The sequence below is a fragment of the Pseudomonas sp. WMBT8 genome (assembly GCF_050916005.1).
Lineage (GTDB): Bacteria > Pseudomonadota > Gammaproteobacteria > Pseudomonadales > Pseudomonadaceae > Aquipseudomonas.
Window position 1 is genome coordinate 5759178 of the sequence record NZ_CP188096.1, and the last position, 14873, is coordinate 5774050.

Annotated in this window: 13 protein-coding genes; 4 read left to right on the forward strand and 9 right to left on the reverse strand. The window is 62.2% G+C overall.

The genetic code is table 11. From position 1 onward, the window contains the following. The 3 genes from ACO77H_RS26335 to ACO77H_RS26345 all read right to left on the reverse strand — a co-directional run bounded on the left by ACO77H_RS26335 (position 1) and on the right by ACO77H_RS26345 (position 4493). The gene (locus tag ACO77H_RS26335) at positions 1 to 1065 is read right to left on the reverse strand and encodes a putative 2-aminoethylphosphonate ABC transporter ATP-binding protein (RefSeq protein ID WP_169954958.1); all 1065 of its coding nucleotides are present in this window, start codon (positions 1063 to 1065) and stop codon (positions 1 to 3) included. Positions 1066 to 1300: 235 nt separating this feature from the next. Continuing rightward, positions 1301 to 2164 carry a LysR family transcriptional regulator gene (locus ACO77H_RS26340; RefSeq protein WP_432754749.1) on the reverse strand — a complete coding sequence of 288 codons (864 nt, stop codon included), beginning with the start codon at positions 2162 to 2164 and terminating at the stop codon, positions 1301 to 1303. Between the two features lie 16 nt (positions 2165 to 2180). Further along, entirely contained in the window at positions 2181 to 4493 is a 2313-nt protein-coding gene (locus ACO77H_RS26345) for a heavy metal translocating P-type ATPase (protein ID WP_432754750.1), read from the reverse strand. A gap of 85 nt (positions 4494 to 4578) precedes the next feature. Here ACO77H_RS26345 and cadR point away from each other — a divergent pair, with 85 nt between their 5' ends. Next, positions 4579 to 5028, forward strand: coding sequence for a Cd(II)/Pb(II)-responsive transcriptional regulator (gene cadR / locus ACO77H_RS26350; RefSeq protein ID WP_169954961.1), 450 nt, complete (start codon positions 4579 to 4581; stop codon positions 5026 to 5028). 114 nt (positions 5029 to 5142) lie between these two features. On the opposite strand, the gene ACO77H_RS26355 is transcribed toward cadR, so the two are convergent. Next, positions 5143 to 6114: a thymidylate synthase gene (locus tag ACO77H_RS26355; protein ID WP_170057573.1), complete on the reverse strand. Its 972-nt coding sequence runs from the start codon at positions 6112 to 6114 to the stop codon at positions 5143 to 5145. A 51-nt stretch (positions 6115 to 6165) separates the two neighbouring features. After that, on the reverse strand, positions 6166 to 6978 hold the full coding sequence (gene lgt / locus ACO77H_RS26360) for a prolipoprotein diacylglyceryl transferase (RefSeq protein WP_169954962.1): 813 nt from the start codon (positions 6976 to 6978) through the stop codon (positions 6166 to 6168). A gap of 213 nt (positions 6979 to 7191) precedes the next feature. Between lgt and ACO77H_RS26365 the strand changes: the two genes are divergently transcribed. Beyond that, a complete protein-coding gene (locus ACO77H_RS26365) occupies positions 7192 to 7938 on the forward strand; it encodes an NRDE family protein (protein ID WP_432754751.1) in 747 nt (248 codons plus the stop codon). A gap of 111 nt (positions 7939 to 8049) precedes the next feature. Here ACO77H_RS26365 and ptsP read toward each other — a convergent pair whose 3' ends face one another. Continuing rightward, the gene (gene ptsP, locus ACO77H_RS26370; RefSeq protein WP_169954964.1) at positions 8050 to 10329 is read right to left on the reverse strand and encodes a phosphoenolpyruvate--protein phosphotransferase; all 2280 of its coding nucleotides are present in this window, start codon (positions 10327 to 10329) and stop codon (positions 8050 to 8052) included. A gap of 22 nt (positions 10330 to 10351) precedes the next feature. Further along, positions 10352 to 10831, reverse strand: coding sequence for an RNA pyrophosphohydrolase (locus ACO77H_RS26375; RefSeq protein ID WP_032858866.1), 480 nt, complete (start codon positions 10829 to 10831; stop codon positions 10352 to 10354). A gap of 143 nt (positions 10832 to 10974) precedes the next feature. Here ACO77H_RS26375 and ACO77H_RS26380 point away from each other — a divergent pair, with 143 nt between their 5' ends. Then, positions 10975 to 11631 carry an HAD family hydrolase gene (locus ACO77H_RS26380; RefSeq protein WP_169954965.1) on the forward strand — a complete coding sequence of 219 codons (657 nt, stop codon included), beginning with the start codon at positions 10975 to 10977 and terminating at the stop codon, positions 11629 to 11631. Positions 11632 to 11743: 112 nt separating this feature from the next. On the opposite strand, the gene ACO77H_RS26385 is transcribed toward ACO77H_RS26380, so the two are convergent. Both ACO77H_RS26385 and ilvA read right to left on the reverse strand, forming a co-directional pair. Continuing rightward, positions 11744 to 12157 carry a DUF2269 family protein gene (locus ACO77H_RS26385; RefSeq protein WP_170042135.1) on the reverse strand — a complete coding sequence of 138 codons (414 nt, stop codon included), beginning with the start codon at positions 12155 to 12157 and terminating at the stop codon, positions 11744 to 11746. Between the two features lie 40 nt (positions 12158 to 12197). Then, on the reverse strand, positions 12198 to 13712 hold the full coding sequence (gene ilvA, locus ACO77H_RS26390; protein WP_169954967.1) for a threonine ammonia-lyase, biosynthetic: 1515 nt from the start codon (positions 13710 to 13712) through the stop codon (positions 12198 to 12200). A 136-nt stretch (positions 13713 to 13848) separates the two neighbouring features. On the opposite strand from ilvA, the gene rpiA reads away from it, so the two are divergent. Further along, the gene (gene rpiA / locus ACO77H_RS26395; RefSeq protein WP_029289406.1) at positions 13849 to 14520 is read left to right on the forward strand and encodes a ribose-5-phosphate isomerase RpiA; all 672 of its coding nucleotides are present in this window, start codon (positions 13849 to 13851) and stop codon (positions 14518 to 14520) included. The last annotated feature ends 353 nt before the right edge of the window (positions 14521 to 14873 follow it).

The window sequence follows — 14873 nt, forward strand, 5'->3', positions numbered from 1 at the left end:
TCAGGCAAACACCTGCAGGCTGCGCGGCGGCAGTGCCACCCAGATGTCCTGGGCGCCCAGGCGCGGCATGGCTTCCGGCGCCAGTTCGGCCAGCAGTGAATGGCCGGGCAACTGGTCCAGTTCAAAGCTCATGCGGCAACGGTTGCCGAGGAAGGTGATCTCGCGGACCTTGGCCGGGAACAGGTTTTCTTCGTGTACCGGCGGGTTGACGCTGATCGCTTCCGGCCGGCAGAACAGGCGGCCCGACGCGGCTTTGCCGCAGTCATCGGCCAGGCGCACGTTCATCCCGCCGACCTGGGCGTGGCTGGCGCTGTTGCGGCTGAACGGCAGCCAGTTGCCCTGGCCGACAAACTCGGCCACGAACGGCGTGGCCGGGCGGTCGTAGATTTCTTGCGGGGTGGCGTACTGCTCGACCTTGCCGTTGTTCATCACGGCGATGCGGTCGGCCATCAGCATGGCCTCGTCCTGATTGTGCGTGACCATCAGGGTGGTGATGCCCAGGCGGCGTTGCAGTTGGCGCAGCTCGGTACACAGGTGCTCGCGCACTCGGGCATCGAGGGCCGACATCGGTTCGTCCAGCAGCAACAGCGACGGGGCCGGCGCCAGGGCACGGGCCAGGGCGACGCGCTGTTGCTGGCCGCCGGACAGTTGGCCGGGGTATTTTTTTTCGCTGCCGGTCAGGCCCACCAGTTCCAGCATCTGCGCCACGCGCTTGCGCACTTCATCGCGACCGCTGCCGGTCAGGCCGTAGCCGATGTTGGCCTCGACGCTGAGATTGGGAAACAGCGCGTAGGACTGGAACAGAATGCCGTAGTCCCGCGCCTGGGGTGCCAGTAGGGAAACGTCGCGATCACCCAGGTACAACTCGCCGCTGTCCTGGCGTTCCAGGCCGGCGATGCAGCGCAGCAAGGTGGTCTTGCCGCAGCCCGAGGGACCGAGCAGGCACACCAGTTCACCGGCGGCGACGTCCAGGGACACATGGTCCAGGGCAGTAAAGGCGCCAAAGCGCTTCTGGATACCACGCACCTTCATCGGCGCGCCGGGGTTGAGCTGGGCTGTGTTCATGGTGGCACCTCATCAAACTGATGAAGGCCATGCTAGGGAGCAAATGCGTCCCTGGTGTGGCAGGAAGGCAAAAGCGGGTGATAGTGGTATTGGTGGATTTGGGTAGGGGTATAGCCTTGGGGTGTTTGGTCTACCGCTATCGCAGGCAAGCCAGCTCCCACATTTTGATCTGTGAATACATTCAAATGTGGGAGCTGGCTTGCCTGCGATGGCGATTTCATAGCCATCCACCTTTTCAGAGTGGCGACATTTCCTGCGCCAACCCCAGAAACGCCGCCGGCAACCGGGCACCTTTGCGCTCTTTAAGGCAGTACAGGTACTCGGGAATCTGCGGCGCATTCTCGATGGTCAGCACTCGCAGTTGCGGGTCATGGGGCACTTCCTGGCGGGCGATGATACTGATGCCGATGTTGCGCAGCACCGCCTCGCGAATCGATTCGCGGCTGCCGATTTCCAGCAGCGGCCCATAACTCACGCCAGCGCCCTTGAGCATCTCTTCAGTCAGGCGCCGGGTGGTGGACCCTGCCTCGCGCATCAACAGGGTATGCCCCGCCAGCGCACTGAGCGGCACATGCTCCAGCACGGCCAACGGGTGATTGCGATGCACCGCCAGTACCAGTGGATCGGTGCCCAGCACCCGGCGGATCAGGCGCGGGTCGTCCAGCAGTTGCGAGGAGGCGGCGACGTCCACCCGGTAATCATCCAGGGCTTCGAGGACCTGCTGGGAATTGCCGATTTCCACCGCCACTTCCACGTGGGGCAAGCGCTCACGAAAGGTTTTCACCAGGTCGAGGATGTAATAGGGCGCGGTCGCGGCGATCCGCAACGTGCCCTGGACCTGGCCACTGTTGCGCAGGAAAAACTCGATATCCGCTTCCTGTTGCAACAGCGCCTTGACCATCGGCAACAGCCGCGCACCTTCGTCGCTGACGGTGAGGCGGCGGCCACCGCGGTAGAACAGCTCAACTGCGTACTGGCTTTCCAGATGGCGGATCTGGGTGGTCACCGTGGGTTGGCTCAGGCCGAGTTTTTTCGCCGCCTGGGTAATACTGCCCAGGCGGGCAACCATGTAAAACGCCTTCAACTCGGCACTCAGCACACCACCCTCTCATCGACTATTTGCGCAGTAGGCGCAGACCATTGAACACCACCAGCAGGCTCACGCCCATGTCGGCGAACACCGCCATCCACATAGTGGCCATGCCCATGAAGGTGACCGCCAGGAAGATCGCCTTGATCACCAGCGCCAGGGCAATGTTCTGCTTGAGGATACTCGACGTTTGTCGCGACAAGCGTATGAATGCCGGAATCTTGCGCAAATCGTCGTCCATCAGCGCAACGTCGGCGGTCTCGATGGCCGTGTCGGTGCCCGCTGCAGCCATGGCAAAGCCAATCTCGGCGCGGGCCAGGGCCGGGGCGTCGTTGATGCCGTCGCCGACCATGCCGACCCGGTGGTTTTTCCCGTACAGGTCCTCGATAGCCTTGAGCTTGTCGGTGGGCAGCAGGTCGCCCTGGGCCTGGTCGATGCCCACCTGGGCAGCAATTGCCTGGGCGGTGTGGGTGTTGTCGCCGGTGAGCATCAGGGTCTTGATGCCCAGCTCGTGCAACTGCTGGATGGCTTCGCGGCTGCTGTCCTTGACCGTATCGGCCACGGCGAACAGCGCCAATGGGCCGGATGTGTCGAGCAGCAGCACCACCGACTTGCCTTGTTTTTCCAGGGCGAAGAGTTTCTCTTCGAGGGCCGGCGAGCACAGGCCCAGTTCTTCCACCAGGCGATGGTTGCCCAGGTGATAGACCTGGCCATTGATCTCGCCGCGCACCCCGCGCCCGGCCAGGGCTTCGAAGTTATCCACAGCCTGTAGCGGGAGTTTTTTATCAACAGCGGCATTGGCGATCGCCAGCGACACCGGGTGGTCGGAACGCGCGGCCAGGCTGGCGGCCAGCGCCGGTGCGCGGTCCTCCAAGTTGGGGAACAACGCCAGGTAGTCGGTCTGCACCGGCTTGCCGTGGGTGATGGTGCCAGTCTTGTCCAGGGCCAGGTAGTCGAGCTTGTAGCCGGCCTCCAGGTACACGCCGCCCTTGATCAGGATGCCTTTGCGCGCAGCGGCAGCCAGGCCGCTGACGATGGTCACCGGGGTGGAAATCACCAGCGCACAAGGGCACGCGACCACCAACAGCACCAGGGCGCGGTAGATCCAGTCAAACCACACCGCGCCCATGAACAGCGGCGGGATCACCGCCACGCCGAGGGCAAACAGGAACACCGCCGGGGTGTAGATTTTCGAGAAGCTGTCGACAAAGCGCTGGGTCGGCGCCCGCGAGCCCTGGGCCTGTTCCACTGCATGGATGATGCGCGCCAGCGTCGAGTTGTTGGCGGCAGCGGTCACCCGGTATTCCAGGGAACCGGCCTGGTTGATGGTGCCGGCGAAGACTTTATCGCCCACGGTCTTCTCGATCGGCAGGCTCTCGCCGGTGATCGGCGCCTGGTCGATGGTGGACTGGCCGGCAGTGACTTCGCCGTCCAGGCCAATGCGCTCGCCGGGACGTACCCGCACGACAGCGCCCAGTTCAATGGTCTTGACCTCTTGTTCGACCCAGCTACCGTCAGCCTGACGCACCGTGGCCCGCTCCGGGGTCATCTGCATCAAGCCACTGATGGCATTGCGCGCACGGTCCAGGGACTTGGCCTCGATCAACTCGGCCACGGTAAACAGGAACATCACCATCGCCGCTTCCGGCCACTGGCCGATCAGGATCGCACCGGTCACGGCGATGCTCATCAGCGCGTTGATGTTCAGGTTGAGGTTTTTCAGGGCAATCCAGCCCTTTTTGTAGGTGGTGAGGCCGCCACTGAGGATCGACACCAGCGCTACCAGCGCCACCACCCAGGTCGGGGCCGCGTCGGTGAAATGGATCACCTCTGCTGCCAGGGCGCAAAAACCAGACAGGGCCAGCGGCCACCAGTGCTTCTTGGCCGGTGGTGCGGCGGCCGGCACGCCCTCCTCGATCGGATCGGCCTGCATGCCCAGGGACTTGATGGCCTCGACGATCGGCGCGGTGCTCGGCAGGTCGTGGGTCACGCCGAGGATACGGTTGATCAGGTTGAATTCCAGTTGCTGCACACCGGCCATCTTGCCCAGTTTGTTCTGGATCAGCGTCTGCTCAGTGGGGCAGTCCATGGCCTCGATGCGGAAGGTACTCAGGCGCGCGTTGGCGCTGGTTGCTTGCGTCAACGTCACCAACGACGGGGCTGCGGCGCCGGAACAGCAGGAGCCGCCACCGTGATCATGCTTTTTCACAGGCGCAAGCTTTTGCGCGTGATCATGATGGCTATGATCATGGCCGTGGCCGTGATGGCTGTGATCATGGTCGTGATCATGATCGTGGCTGTGGTCGTGCTTGTGCGGGGTGCGCAGGGAATCGCTCATTGTGTCGCGTCCATGAAGGTGCCTGTTGCCAAGTAAAGACCCTGTAGCCACTATAGGGTCAAGCACCCTTTTGGAGATTGCTGCGATGAAGATCGGCGAACTGGCAAAACTGACCGACTGCCCGGTGGAAACCATCCGTTATTACGAGAAAGAAGGCCTGCTGCCACCACCGGCGCGCAGTGAGGGCAACTACCGGCTGTACACCCAGGCGCACACCGAGCGCCTGACCTTTATCCGCAACTGCCGCAGCCTGGACATGACCCTGGAGGAAATCCGCAGCCTGCTCGGCCTGCGTGACAGCCCCCAGGACCAGTGCGAGAGCGTGAATGCACTGATCGACGAGCATATCCATCACGTCAAGGCGCGGATTGACGGGTTGCTGGCCTTGCAGACACAACTACTCGACCTGCGCCAGCGCTGTGGCGAAGGGCCGGAGATCGACCAGTGTGGGATTTTGCAGCGGCTGGAGGTCAGTGGGAGTGTGGCGGCCAGTGAGGCGGAGCACTCACATGTGGGTCGTAGTCACGGCCATTAGATAATGGGGTAACTGAGCTGACGCCATCGCAGGCAAGCCAGCTCCCACATGTGCCTGAGTACTCGGTCACATGTAGGAGCTGGCTTGCCTGCGATGCAGACGATGCGGTCTCGACTAGACCGCCATCGGCGCCGTCATCGGCGCATGGTGCTCATAGCCTTCCAGCGAGAAGTCGCCAGGCTCGATCAGCTCCAGCCACTCCGGCTGGTACACCCCGGTCTTGGCAAACTCCGGCACGCGCTCGCTGATCACCAGCTTCGGCGCGGCGAATGGCTCGCGCTTGAGCTGTTCGCTGAGCATGTCCAGATGGTTCTCGTAGACGTGCGCATCACCGATGAAATAGGTGAACCAGCGCGGCGTGTAGCCGGTCAGGCGCCCGATCAGGCTCAGCAGCGCGGCGCCTTCGGTGAGGTTGAACGGCGTGCCCAGGCCCAGGTCGTTGGAACGGATGTAGAGGGTCAGGGAGATTTCCTTGGTCTCGACATTCGGGTGGAACTGGTACAGCAGGTGGCACGGTGGCAAGGCCATTTCATCGAGCTGGGCGCAGTTCCAGCCGTGGAACAGGATGCGCCGGCTGCCCGGGTCCTTGATGATGGTGTCGACACACTGGCGGATCTGGTCGATGGCCTTGTACAGCACCACGTAGGCCTGGCCGTCTTCCTCGCCTTCGGCGATTTGGCGATAGCCCTGGGCCAGGGTCTGCTCGATAGCGGCCTGGTTGCTTAGCGGGATCTGCTTGTACGCCGGCCATTTGCGCCATTGCACACCATAGATCTCGCCCAGGTCGTCCTCGCCCTGGCGGAACGGGTTGGCCAGCCACTGCGCGTTTTCGTTGGCGTTCTGGTCCCAGACCTTGCAGCCCAGGGCGCGGAATTCGGCGGCGTTATTCACCCCACGCAAAAAGCCGCACATCTCGCCAATCGCCGATTTGAAGGCCATTTTGCGGGTGGTGATGGCCGGGAAGCCTTCCTGCAGGTCAAAGCGCAACATCGCACCGGGGAAGCTGATGGTGTTCACGCCAGTGCGGTTGGCCTGCTTGGTGCCGTTGTTGATGACGTGGGAAACCAGCTCGAGATATTGCTTCATGACATTACCTGTATCGGTGAAGCCGAGGCCCTCGGGCCTCGGCGTTCGAATTTATAGCGCAGTGGTCTTGATCGCCTGTGGGCGGTTGTAAGCCCACCAGAGCAGGCCCAGGCCAACAAGAATCATCGGAATGCTCAGTACCTGACCCATGGTCAGCCAGCCGAACGCCAGGTAGCCCAACTGCGCATCCGGCACCCGCACGAACTCGACGATGAAACGGAAAATCCCGTAGAACAGGGCGAACATCCCCGAAACCGCCATGGTCGGCCGCGGTTTGCGCGAGTAGATATAGAGGATCAGGAACAGCGCCACGCCTTCAAGGGCGAACTGGTACAACTGCGACGGATGGCGCGCCAACTGCGCCGGGTCGCTGAACGGCGGGAACACCATGGCCCACGGCACATCGGTCGGCTTGCCCCACAGCTCGGCGTTGATGAAGTTACCGATCCGCCCGGCACCCAGGCCGATCGGCACCATCGGCGCGACAAAATCCATCAGTTGGAAGAACGACTTACCGTTTCGCCGGCCAAACCACCAGGCCGCGAGCATCACGCCGATAAAGCCGCCGTGGAACGCCATGCCGCCCTTCCATACCTCGAAAATCAGGGTCGGGTTGGCCAGGTACGCGCTCAGGTCGTAGAACAGCACATAGCCCAGGCGCCCGCCGACGATCACGCCCATCGACATCCAGAACACCATGTCGGAGAGCTTCTCCTTGGTCCAGGTCGGGTCGAAGCGGTTCAGGCGTCGGGAAGCCAACAGCCAGGCGCCGCCGATGCCGATCAGGTACATTAACCCGTACCAGTGGATTTTCAGCGGACCGATGGCCAGGGCCACCGGGTCGATCTGCGGGTAAGGCAGCATTGCGACTCCTCGTTAAATCATTCGTTATTGCGCACGGACCTTGCCGGTGGACGATTAAGCCTGCGTTACAGCAGCTCGATCAAATGAAGAAGTTCGCACCCGCGCCAAGCAGCCTGGCATGTTAACGGATGGGAGGCATCTGGCCCAACTTCGATACGATGGATAGCCGGCGGTTCTATGGGTAGAGTGAGCAAAACACAAAAGGATCGCCTTATGTGCCTGATTGTTTTCGCCTGGCGGCCGGGCCATGCCCAGCCGCTGATCGTCGCGGCCAACCGTGACGAATTCTACGCCCGGCCCAGCCTGCCCTTGGCCCAGTGGCCGGATGCACCGCAGGTGTATGCCGGTCGCGACCAGGAAGCGGGGGGCACTTGGCTGGGGGTCGGCGCCGATGGACGGTTTGCCGCGCTGACCAATATCCGCGACCCGCACCAGCCACCGGCGCGCAAGTCCCGCGGCGAGTTGGTAGCGCGCTTTCTCGGCGGTTCTCTGCCGGTTGCCGACTACTTGGCCGAGGTTAACGGCAGATCGATTGAATATGCCGGATTCAACCTGTTGCTTGGCACGCCGCACGAGCTGTGGCACTACAACGCCAATGAATCGGCCCCCACCCAACTGACGGCCGGGATCTATGGTTTATCCAACGCCGGGCTGGATACGCCCTGGCCAAAGCTGCTCAAGGCCAAGGCGGCACTGAGCCAAGTGCTGGGTGATCCGCAGCCGGATGCCTTGCTGGAAATTTTGAGCGACCCGCAGACCGCTCCTTTTGCCGAGTTGCCGGATACCGGGGTGGGGTTGGCTACGGAGAGTTTGTTGTCGAGTGTGTTTATCGCCAGCCCCAGTTATGGGACGCGGGCGAGTACCGCGCTGATTGTGCATGCCGATGGGCTGCGACATATGCTCGAACGCAGCTTTGGGCCCCATGGGGGGCGGTTGGGCGAGGTGGAACTCAAGATCTAACAGCGCCGCAGGTCAACTGTGGGAGCGGGCTTGCCCGCGGTAGCATTGGATCAGTCGGCATCTTAGTTGACTGACCTACCGCAATCGCGGGCAAGCCCGCTCCCACATTTTTTAGAGGGTTTTCGTCGCGGTCGGATTGATCATCCGCGCCAACCCCAGGCTTTTCAGGGCCAATTGCAGCGAGCTGTGGATAACTTGCGGGTTGTCGATGGTCATCAGTTCCGCCAGCAAGTCCTTGGCCTTGCTCAGGTTGATCTGGCGCAGCATCCACTTGACCTTGGGCAAGTTGGTGGCGTTCATCGACAGGCTGTCAAAGCCCATGGCCATCAACAGCACCGCCGCCGCCGGATCACCGGCCATTTCCCCACAGATACTCACCGGCTTGCCTTCGGCATGGGCATCGCGCACCACGTTCTGCAAGGCTTGCAGCACCGCCGGGTGCAGGTAGTCGTAGAGGTCGGCCACCCGTGGGTTGTTGCGGTCCACGGCCAGCAGGTATTGGGTCAGGTCGTTGGAGCCCACCGACAGGAAGTCCACCTGCCGCGCCAGTTCCTTGGCCTGGTACACCGCGGCCGGGATTTCGATCATCACGCCAATCGGCGGCATCGGCACGTCGGCGCCTTCGTCGCGCACTTCGCCCCAGGCCCGGTGGATCAGGTGCAGGGCTTCTTCCAGCTCATGGGTGCCGGAGATCATCGGAAGGAGAATGCGCAGGTTGTTCAGGCCTTCGCTGGCCTTGAGCATGGCGCGGGTCTGGACGAGGAAGATTTCGGGGTGGTCGAGGGTAACGCGGATACCGCGCCAGCCAAGGAAGGGGTTGTCTTCCTTGATGGGGAAATAAGACAGTGACTTGTCGCCGCCGATGTCCAGGCTGCGCATCGTCACCGGTAACGGATGGAAGGCGGACAGTTGCTCGCGATAAATCGCCAGCTGCTCCTTCTCGCTCGGGAAACGTTGGTTGATCATGAACGGCACTTCGGTGCGGTACAGGCCCACCCCTTCAGCGCCACGTTGTTGCGCACGCGCCACGTCCGCCAGCAGGCCAGTATTGACCAGCAGCGGTACACGGTGGCCGTCGAGGGTCACGCAGGGCAGTTCGCGCAGGGCATCGAGCCCCTGGGACAGCTGGCGCTCCTCCTCGACAACTTCGGCGTACTGCTTGCGCAGCACCTCGCTGGGGTTGGTGAACACCTCGCCACGGTGCCCGTCGACGATCATCGAAATGCCGTCGACCTTGGAATACGGCAGGTCCACCAGGCCCATCACTGTCGGGATGCCCATGGCACGGGCCAGGATCGCCACGTGGGAGTTGCCCGAACCCAATACCGAGACCAGGCCCACCAGTTTGCCTTCCGGCACTTCGCCGAGCATGGTGGCGGTCAGTTCTTCACTGATCAGGATGGTGTTGTCGGGGTAGACCAGGTTGGTGGTGCGGTCTTCCTGCAGGTAGGCCAGCAGGCGCCGACCGAGGTCGCGCACATCCGAGGCGCGCTCGCGCAGGTAGGCGTCGTCCATCAATTCAAAGCGGTTGACGTGATCGGTGACCACCTGGCGCAGCGCGCCCTGGGCCCACTGGCCGGTCTTGATCACGGTCTTGACTTCGTTACCCAGGGACGCGTCGTCGAGCATCATCTGGTACACGTCGAACAGCGCCCGTTCTTCGGGGCGCAACTGGGTGGCCAGCTTGGTCGACAGGTTGCGCATATCGGCGCGCACGCCTTCCAGGGCGGTCTTGAACAGTTTGATTTCCGCGTCGATGTCGTCGACGGACTTGTCCGGCACCACATCGAGGTCGGCCGGCGGCAGCATGACCACCGCAGTACCGACCGCCGCACCCGGCGAACCCGGTACGCCGACGAACTTGGCTTCCTGGATACCCTTGCCCTGGCGCCCCAGGCCGCGAATCGAGCCGGTGGCTTCGGCGTGGGCGATCACCCCGGCCAACTGCGCGCTCATGGTCACGAGGAAGGCTTCTTCACCTTCATCGAACTGGCGGCGTTCTTTCTGCTGGATGACCAATACGCCGACAACGCGGCGGTGGTGGATGATCGGTGCGCCGAGGAATGAGGCATAGCGCTCTTCACCGGTTTCGGCAAAGTAGCGATAACGCGGGTGATCGGCCGCGTTTTCAAGGTTCAGGGGTTCTTCACGCGTCCCCACCAGGCCCACCAGACCTTCATTGGGCGCCATGCTGACCTTGCCGATGGAGCGCTTGTTCAAGCCCTCCGTAGCCATCAGCACAAAACGGTTGGTCTCGGGGTCCAGCAGGTAAACCGAGCAGACCTGGCTGCCCATGGCTTCCTTGACGCGCAACACAATAATCCCCAACGCCGCCTTGAGATCCTTGGCGGAGTTAACTTCCTGGACGATCTTGCGCAGCGTATTGAGCATGGCTCGGGGTCGAACTCCGTCGTCAGTCGCGCGCTAAAAGGCGCGGGGCAAGCTCTTTGAGAGCGCGACGATAAACCTCGCGCTTGAATGTCACCACCTGGCCCAACGGATACCAATAACTGACCCAGCGCCAGCCATCGAACTCCGGTTTACCGGTCAAATCCATACGCACCCGCTGCTCGTTGGAGACAAGGCGCAGCAGAAACCACTTTTGCTTCTGGCCGATGCACAGCGGTTGGCTGTGGGTACGCACCAGGCGTTGCGGCAAACGATAGCGCAACCAGCCTCGGGTACAGGCCAGAATTTGCACATCTTCGCGCTCCAGGCCGACTTCTTCGTTCAACTCACGGTACAGGGCGTCTTCAGGGGTTTCATCGGGGTTGATCCCACCCTGGGGAAACTGCCAGGCATCTTGGTTGATTCGGCGAGCCCATAGCACCTGTCCGGCATCATTCGTAAGAATAATCCCGACATTTGGACGGAAACCATCGGGGTCGATCACGGCAACAACCTCGCAAACGCATGTCGCCGCATTGTTCCACAAAGCTTGTTGCAGCGGCAACGAGGCTGCTTACCTTATGTGCACTCTTGTGAAAAGACCGTATTCTGGACGCCTTTTTACAGACTTTTCAGCGAGTAACCGCAATGCGCCTGGCTTTATTCGACTTGGACAACACGCTTTTGGGCGGCGACAGTGACCACGCCTGGGGTGATTACCTGTGTGAGCGCGGCATCCTCGATGCCGTTGCCTACAAGACCCGCAACGACGAGTTCTACCAGGATTACCTGGCCGGCAAGCTGGACAACGCCGCGTACCTGAACTTCAGCCTGGAGATCCTCGGCAGCACCGAGATGGCCCAGCTCGACGAATGGCACCGCGACTTCATGCGCGACTGCATCGAGCCGCTGATGCTGCCCAAGGCGGCTGAACTGCTGGCCAAGCACCGCGCCGCCGGTGACACGCTGGTGATCATCACCGCCACCAACCGCTTTGTCACCGCGCCGATTGCCGCACGTTTGGGGGTTGAAACCCTGATCGCCACCGAATGCGAGATGGCCGATGGCCGCTACACCGGGCGCAGCACCGATGTACCGTGCTTTCGCGAGGGCAAGGTCACGCGCTTGAATCGTTGGCTGGAAGAGACCGGGTATAGCCTGCAAGACAGCTATTTCTATAGCGACTCAATGAATGACCTGCCGCTGCTGGAGCAGGTGACCCACCCGGTGGCGGTGGATCCGGACCCGAATCTGCGGGCCGAGGCCCAGAAGCGTGGCTGGCCGGTGATTAGCCTGCGCGGCTGATAAAGCTTTCGCGAGCAAGCCCGCTCCCACATTCGACTGCATTCCAAAGGTGGAACCCGATCAAATGTGGGAGCGGGCTTGCTCGCGAATGAAGGCGACCCGGTTTCAAGCCTTAAACGGGTTTGGCACCCATCAACCCGGCAATCGCCACAAACCCCACCAGGCTGACAACCGCCAGGGCCAGGGTGAACTTCGCACTGCCCGTACCGCCCAGCCGCAGGCGATTGAGGCGCACCACCAGCCAGAACCAGGCCAGCGCCGCCACGGTGTAGATCACGCTGGAGCCCAGGATCCATGTCTGCCCCAATGGCCAGCCGATCAGGTGCACCAGCCACCAGCCGGTAAACGGCATGCTTACCAGGCTTACGCCCATCAACAACCAGACAAACAGCCATGGCCGGTGCAACGTAACCGCCGGGCCGGCGGCGCGCTTGCGCCAGCTCAGTACGGCCAGCGCCAGGCCACTGGCCAACAGCAGTACTGTTGCCACCATGTGGATCGTCTTGAGGGTCGTCAGATATTCCATGCTCTCGATTCCTTAAAGGCCGCCCAGTCAGCGTAGTCGCTCAACCGAGGAACAGCTGATAGGCCGGGTTGTCACTTTCATCCCAATACGGGTAGCCAATCGCTTCCAATGCCGCTGGCACCAGGTGGCGCTCGTTGGCCGGCACTTGCAGCCCAGCCACCACACGGCCATCGGCCGCGCCGTGGTTGCGATAGTGGAACATCGAGATGTTCCAGCGCCCGCCTAATTTATTCAGAAAGTTGAACAAGGCCCCCGGACGCTCCGGGAACTCGAAGCGAAACACCACTTCATTGCTGACATGCGCCGCATGCCCGCCGACCATATGGCGGATGTGCAGCTTGGCCAGTTCGTTCTCGGTCAGGTCCAGCACCGGGAAACCCTGCTCGCTCAGGCTGGCAATCAGCGCGCTGCGCGGGTCGGTTTCCGGGTGGGTCTGCACCCCGACAAAAATGTGCGCTTCGCTGCCGGAGTGGTAGCGGTAGTTGAATTCGGTGATCTGGCGCTTGCCCACGGCCTCGCAGAAGGCCTTGAAGCTGCCCGGGCGCTCGGGGATGGTCACGGCAATGATCGCCTCGCGACCTTCGCCCAGCTCGGCGCGCTCGGCCACATGGCGCAGGCGGTCGAAGTTGACGTTGGCCCCGGAATCAATGGCGACAAAGGTCTGGCCGCTGACGCCACGGGTCTCCACATACTTCTTGATCCCGGCCACGCCCAATGCCCCTGCAGGCTCGGTGATGGAGCGGGTGTCGTCGTAGATATCCTTGATCGCCGCGCAGATTTCATCGGTGCTGACGGTGATCACTTCATCCACATAGTCCTTGCAGATATCGAAGGTGTGCTGGCCGATCTGCGCCACCGCCACGCCATCGGCAAAGATCCCCACGGCCGGCAGTACCACGCGTTCGCCCGCGGCCATGGCGGCTTGCAGGCAGTTGGAGTCGTCCGGCTCGACACCGATGATCTTGATCTCCGGGCGCAGGTACTTCACGTACGCCGCGATGCCGGCAATCAGGCCGCCGCCGCCCACTGGGACGAAAATCGCATCCAGCGGCCCTGGGTGCTGGCGCAGGATTTCCATCGCCACGGTGCCCTGCCCGGCAATGGTGTGTGGATCATCGTAGGGGTGAATATAGACGTAGCCTTTTTCGTCGACCAGTTTCAGCGAGTACGCCAGCGCTTCCGGGAAGGAGTCACCGTGCAGCACCACTTTGCCGCCACGGGAACGCACGCCTTCGACTTTGATCTCCGGGGTGGTCTTGGGCATCACGATGGTGGCCTTGACCCCCAGCACCTTGGCCGCCAGGGCCAGGCCCTGGGCATGGTTGCCCGCCGAGGCGGTGACCACGCCACGGGCACGTTCTTCGGCGCTCAGTTGGGTCAGCTTGTTGTAGGCGCCGCGAATCTTGAAGGAGAACACCGGCTGCAAGTCTTCACGCTTAAGCCAGACCTTGTTGCCCAGGCGCTCGGAGAGCTGGCGGGCGGTCTGCAACGGGGTTTCCACGGCAACGTCGTAAACGCGCGAGGTGAGGATCTTCTTGACGTACTGTTCGAGCATCGGAAAGCATCACTGGGCGGGTTGGGCAGGGCCGAGGAGTCTAACCCGCCTCTTGGCCGGACGACCACACGAATCCAGAGGTTTTGTTGGGTTATACTCGCGCCCCTCTTTACTCCCCGCCCGTTCCGGAGCCCGCATGACCCAGGATCAACTCAAACAGGCAGTGGCCCAGGCCGCCGTCGATTTAATCCTTCCTAAACTCGACGATAAAAGCATCGTCGGCGTCGGCACCGGCTCCACCGCCAATTGCTTTATCGATGCGCTGGCCCTGCACAAGGGCGCGTTCGACGGCGCCGTGGCCAGCTCCGAAGCCACCGCCGCGCGCCTCAAGGGCCATGGTATTCCGGTGTACGAGCTCAATACCGTGAGCGACCTGGAGTTCTACATCGACGGCGCCGATGAAAGCGACGAGCACCTGAACCTGATCAAGGGCGGCGGCGCAGCCCTGACCCGCGAGAAGATCGTCGCAGCCGTGGCCAAGACCTTTATCTGCATCGCCGACGCCAGCAAGCTGGTGCCAGTGCTGGGCAACTTCCCGCTGCCCGTCGAAGTGATCCCCATGGCCCGCAGCCACGTGGCCCGCGAGCTGGTGAAACTGGGCGGCGACCCGGTGTACCGCGAAGGCGTGCTGACCGATAACGGCAACATCATCCTCGATGTGTTCAACATGCAGATCACCAACCCGGTGGAGCTGGAGACCCAGATCAATGCCATCGTCGGCGTGGTCACCAACGGGTTGTTTGCAGCGCGGCCTGCCGATGTACTGCTGCTGGGGACCAGTGAAGGCGTGAAAACCCTCAAGGCCTAAGTACACGCAGAACCCCTGTGGGAGCGGGCTTGCTCGCGAATGCGGTGTGTCAGCTAGCAAAATCGGTGACTGGCACACCGCATTCGCGAGCAAGCCCGCTCCCACATTTTTGACCGCGCCCTATCCGATGTACATGTAACAAAAACGCTACTTTTCGCAGCATTCCCTCCCCCGCCTGCCCCAATTTGTGCGCCAGCTCACGGCATCCCCTGCCATATCTGGTATCAAATCCGTTACAACTTATAGCCAGGCGACCCCCACTTCCAACAACGCGCCAATTCGCGACCGCCCCATGGAATGAGGCGCGCATTGTGCAATCGGTCCCGCCGAGCCACTCCCTCAACCACCTCAAG

What these genes read in the sequence shown, in the direction of transcription:
- ACO77H_RS26335 (WP_169954958.1), bottom strand. Translation starts at nt 1,065, where the DNA reads ATGAACACAGCCCAGCTCAACCCCGGCGCGCCGATGAAGGTGCGTGGT.
- ACO77H_RS26345 (WP_432754750.1), bottom strand. Translation starts at nt 4,493, where the DNA reads ATGAGCGATTCCCTGCGCACCCCGCACAAGCACGACCACAGCCACGAT.
- cadR (WP_169954961.1), top strand. Translation starts at nt 4,579, where the DNA reads ATGAAGATCGGCGAACTGGCAAAACTGACCGACTGCCCGGTGGAAACC.
- ACO77H_RS26355 (WP_170057573.1), bottom strand. Translation starts at nt 6,114, where the DNA reads ATGAAGCAATATCTCGAGCTGGTTTCCCACGTCATCAACAACGGCACC.
- lgt (WP_169954962.1), bottom strand. Translation starts at nt 6,978, where the DNA reads ATGCTGCCTTACCCGCAGATCGACCCGGTGGCCCTGGCCATCGGTCCG.
- ACO77H_RS26365 (WP_432754751.1), top strand. Translation starts at nt 7,192, where the DNA reads ATGTGCCTGATTGTTTTCGCCTGGCGGCCGGGCCATGCCCAGCCGCTG.
- ptsP (WP_169954964.1), bottom strand. Translation starts at nt 10,329, where the DNA reads ATGCTCAATACGCTGCGCAAGATCGTCCAGGAAGTTAACTCCGCCAAG.
- ACO77H_RS26380 (WP_169954965.1), top strand. Translation starts at nt 10,975, where the DNA reads ATGCGCCTGGCTTTATTCGACTTGGACAACACGCTTTTGGGCGGCGAC.
- ACO77H_RS26385 (WP_170042135.1), bottom strand. Translation starts at nt 12,157, where the DNA reads ATGGAATATCTGACGACCCTCAAGACGATCCACATGGTGGCAACAGTA.
- ilvA (WP_169954967.1), bottom strand. Translation starts at nt 13,712, where the DNA reads ATGCTCGAACAGTACGTCAAGAAGATCCTCACCTCGCGCGTTTACGAC.
- rpiA (WP_029289406.1), top strand. Translation starts at nt 13,849, where the DNA reads ATGACCCAGGATCAACTCAAACAGGCAGTGGCCCAGGCCGCCGTCGAT.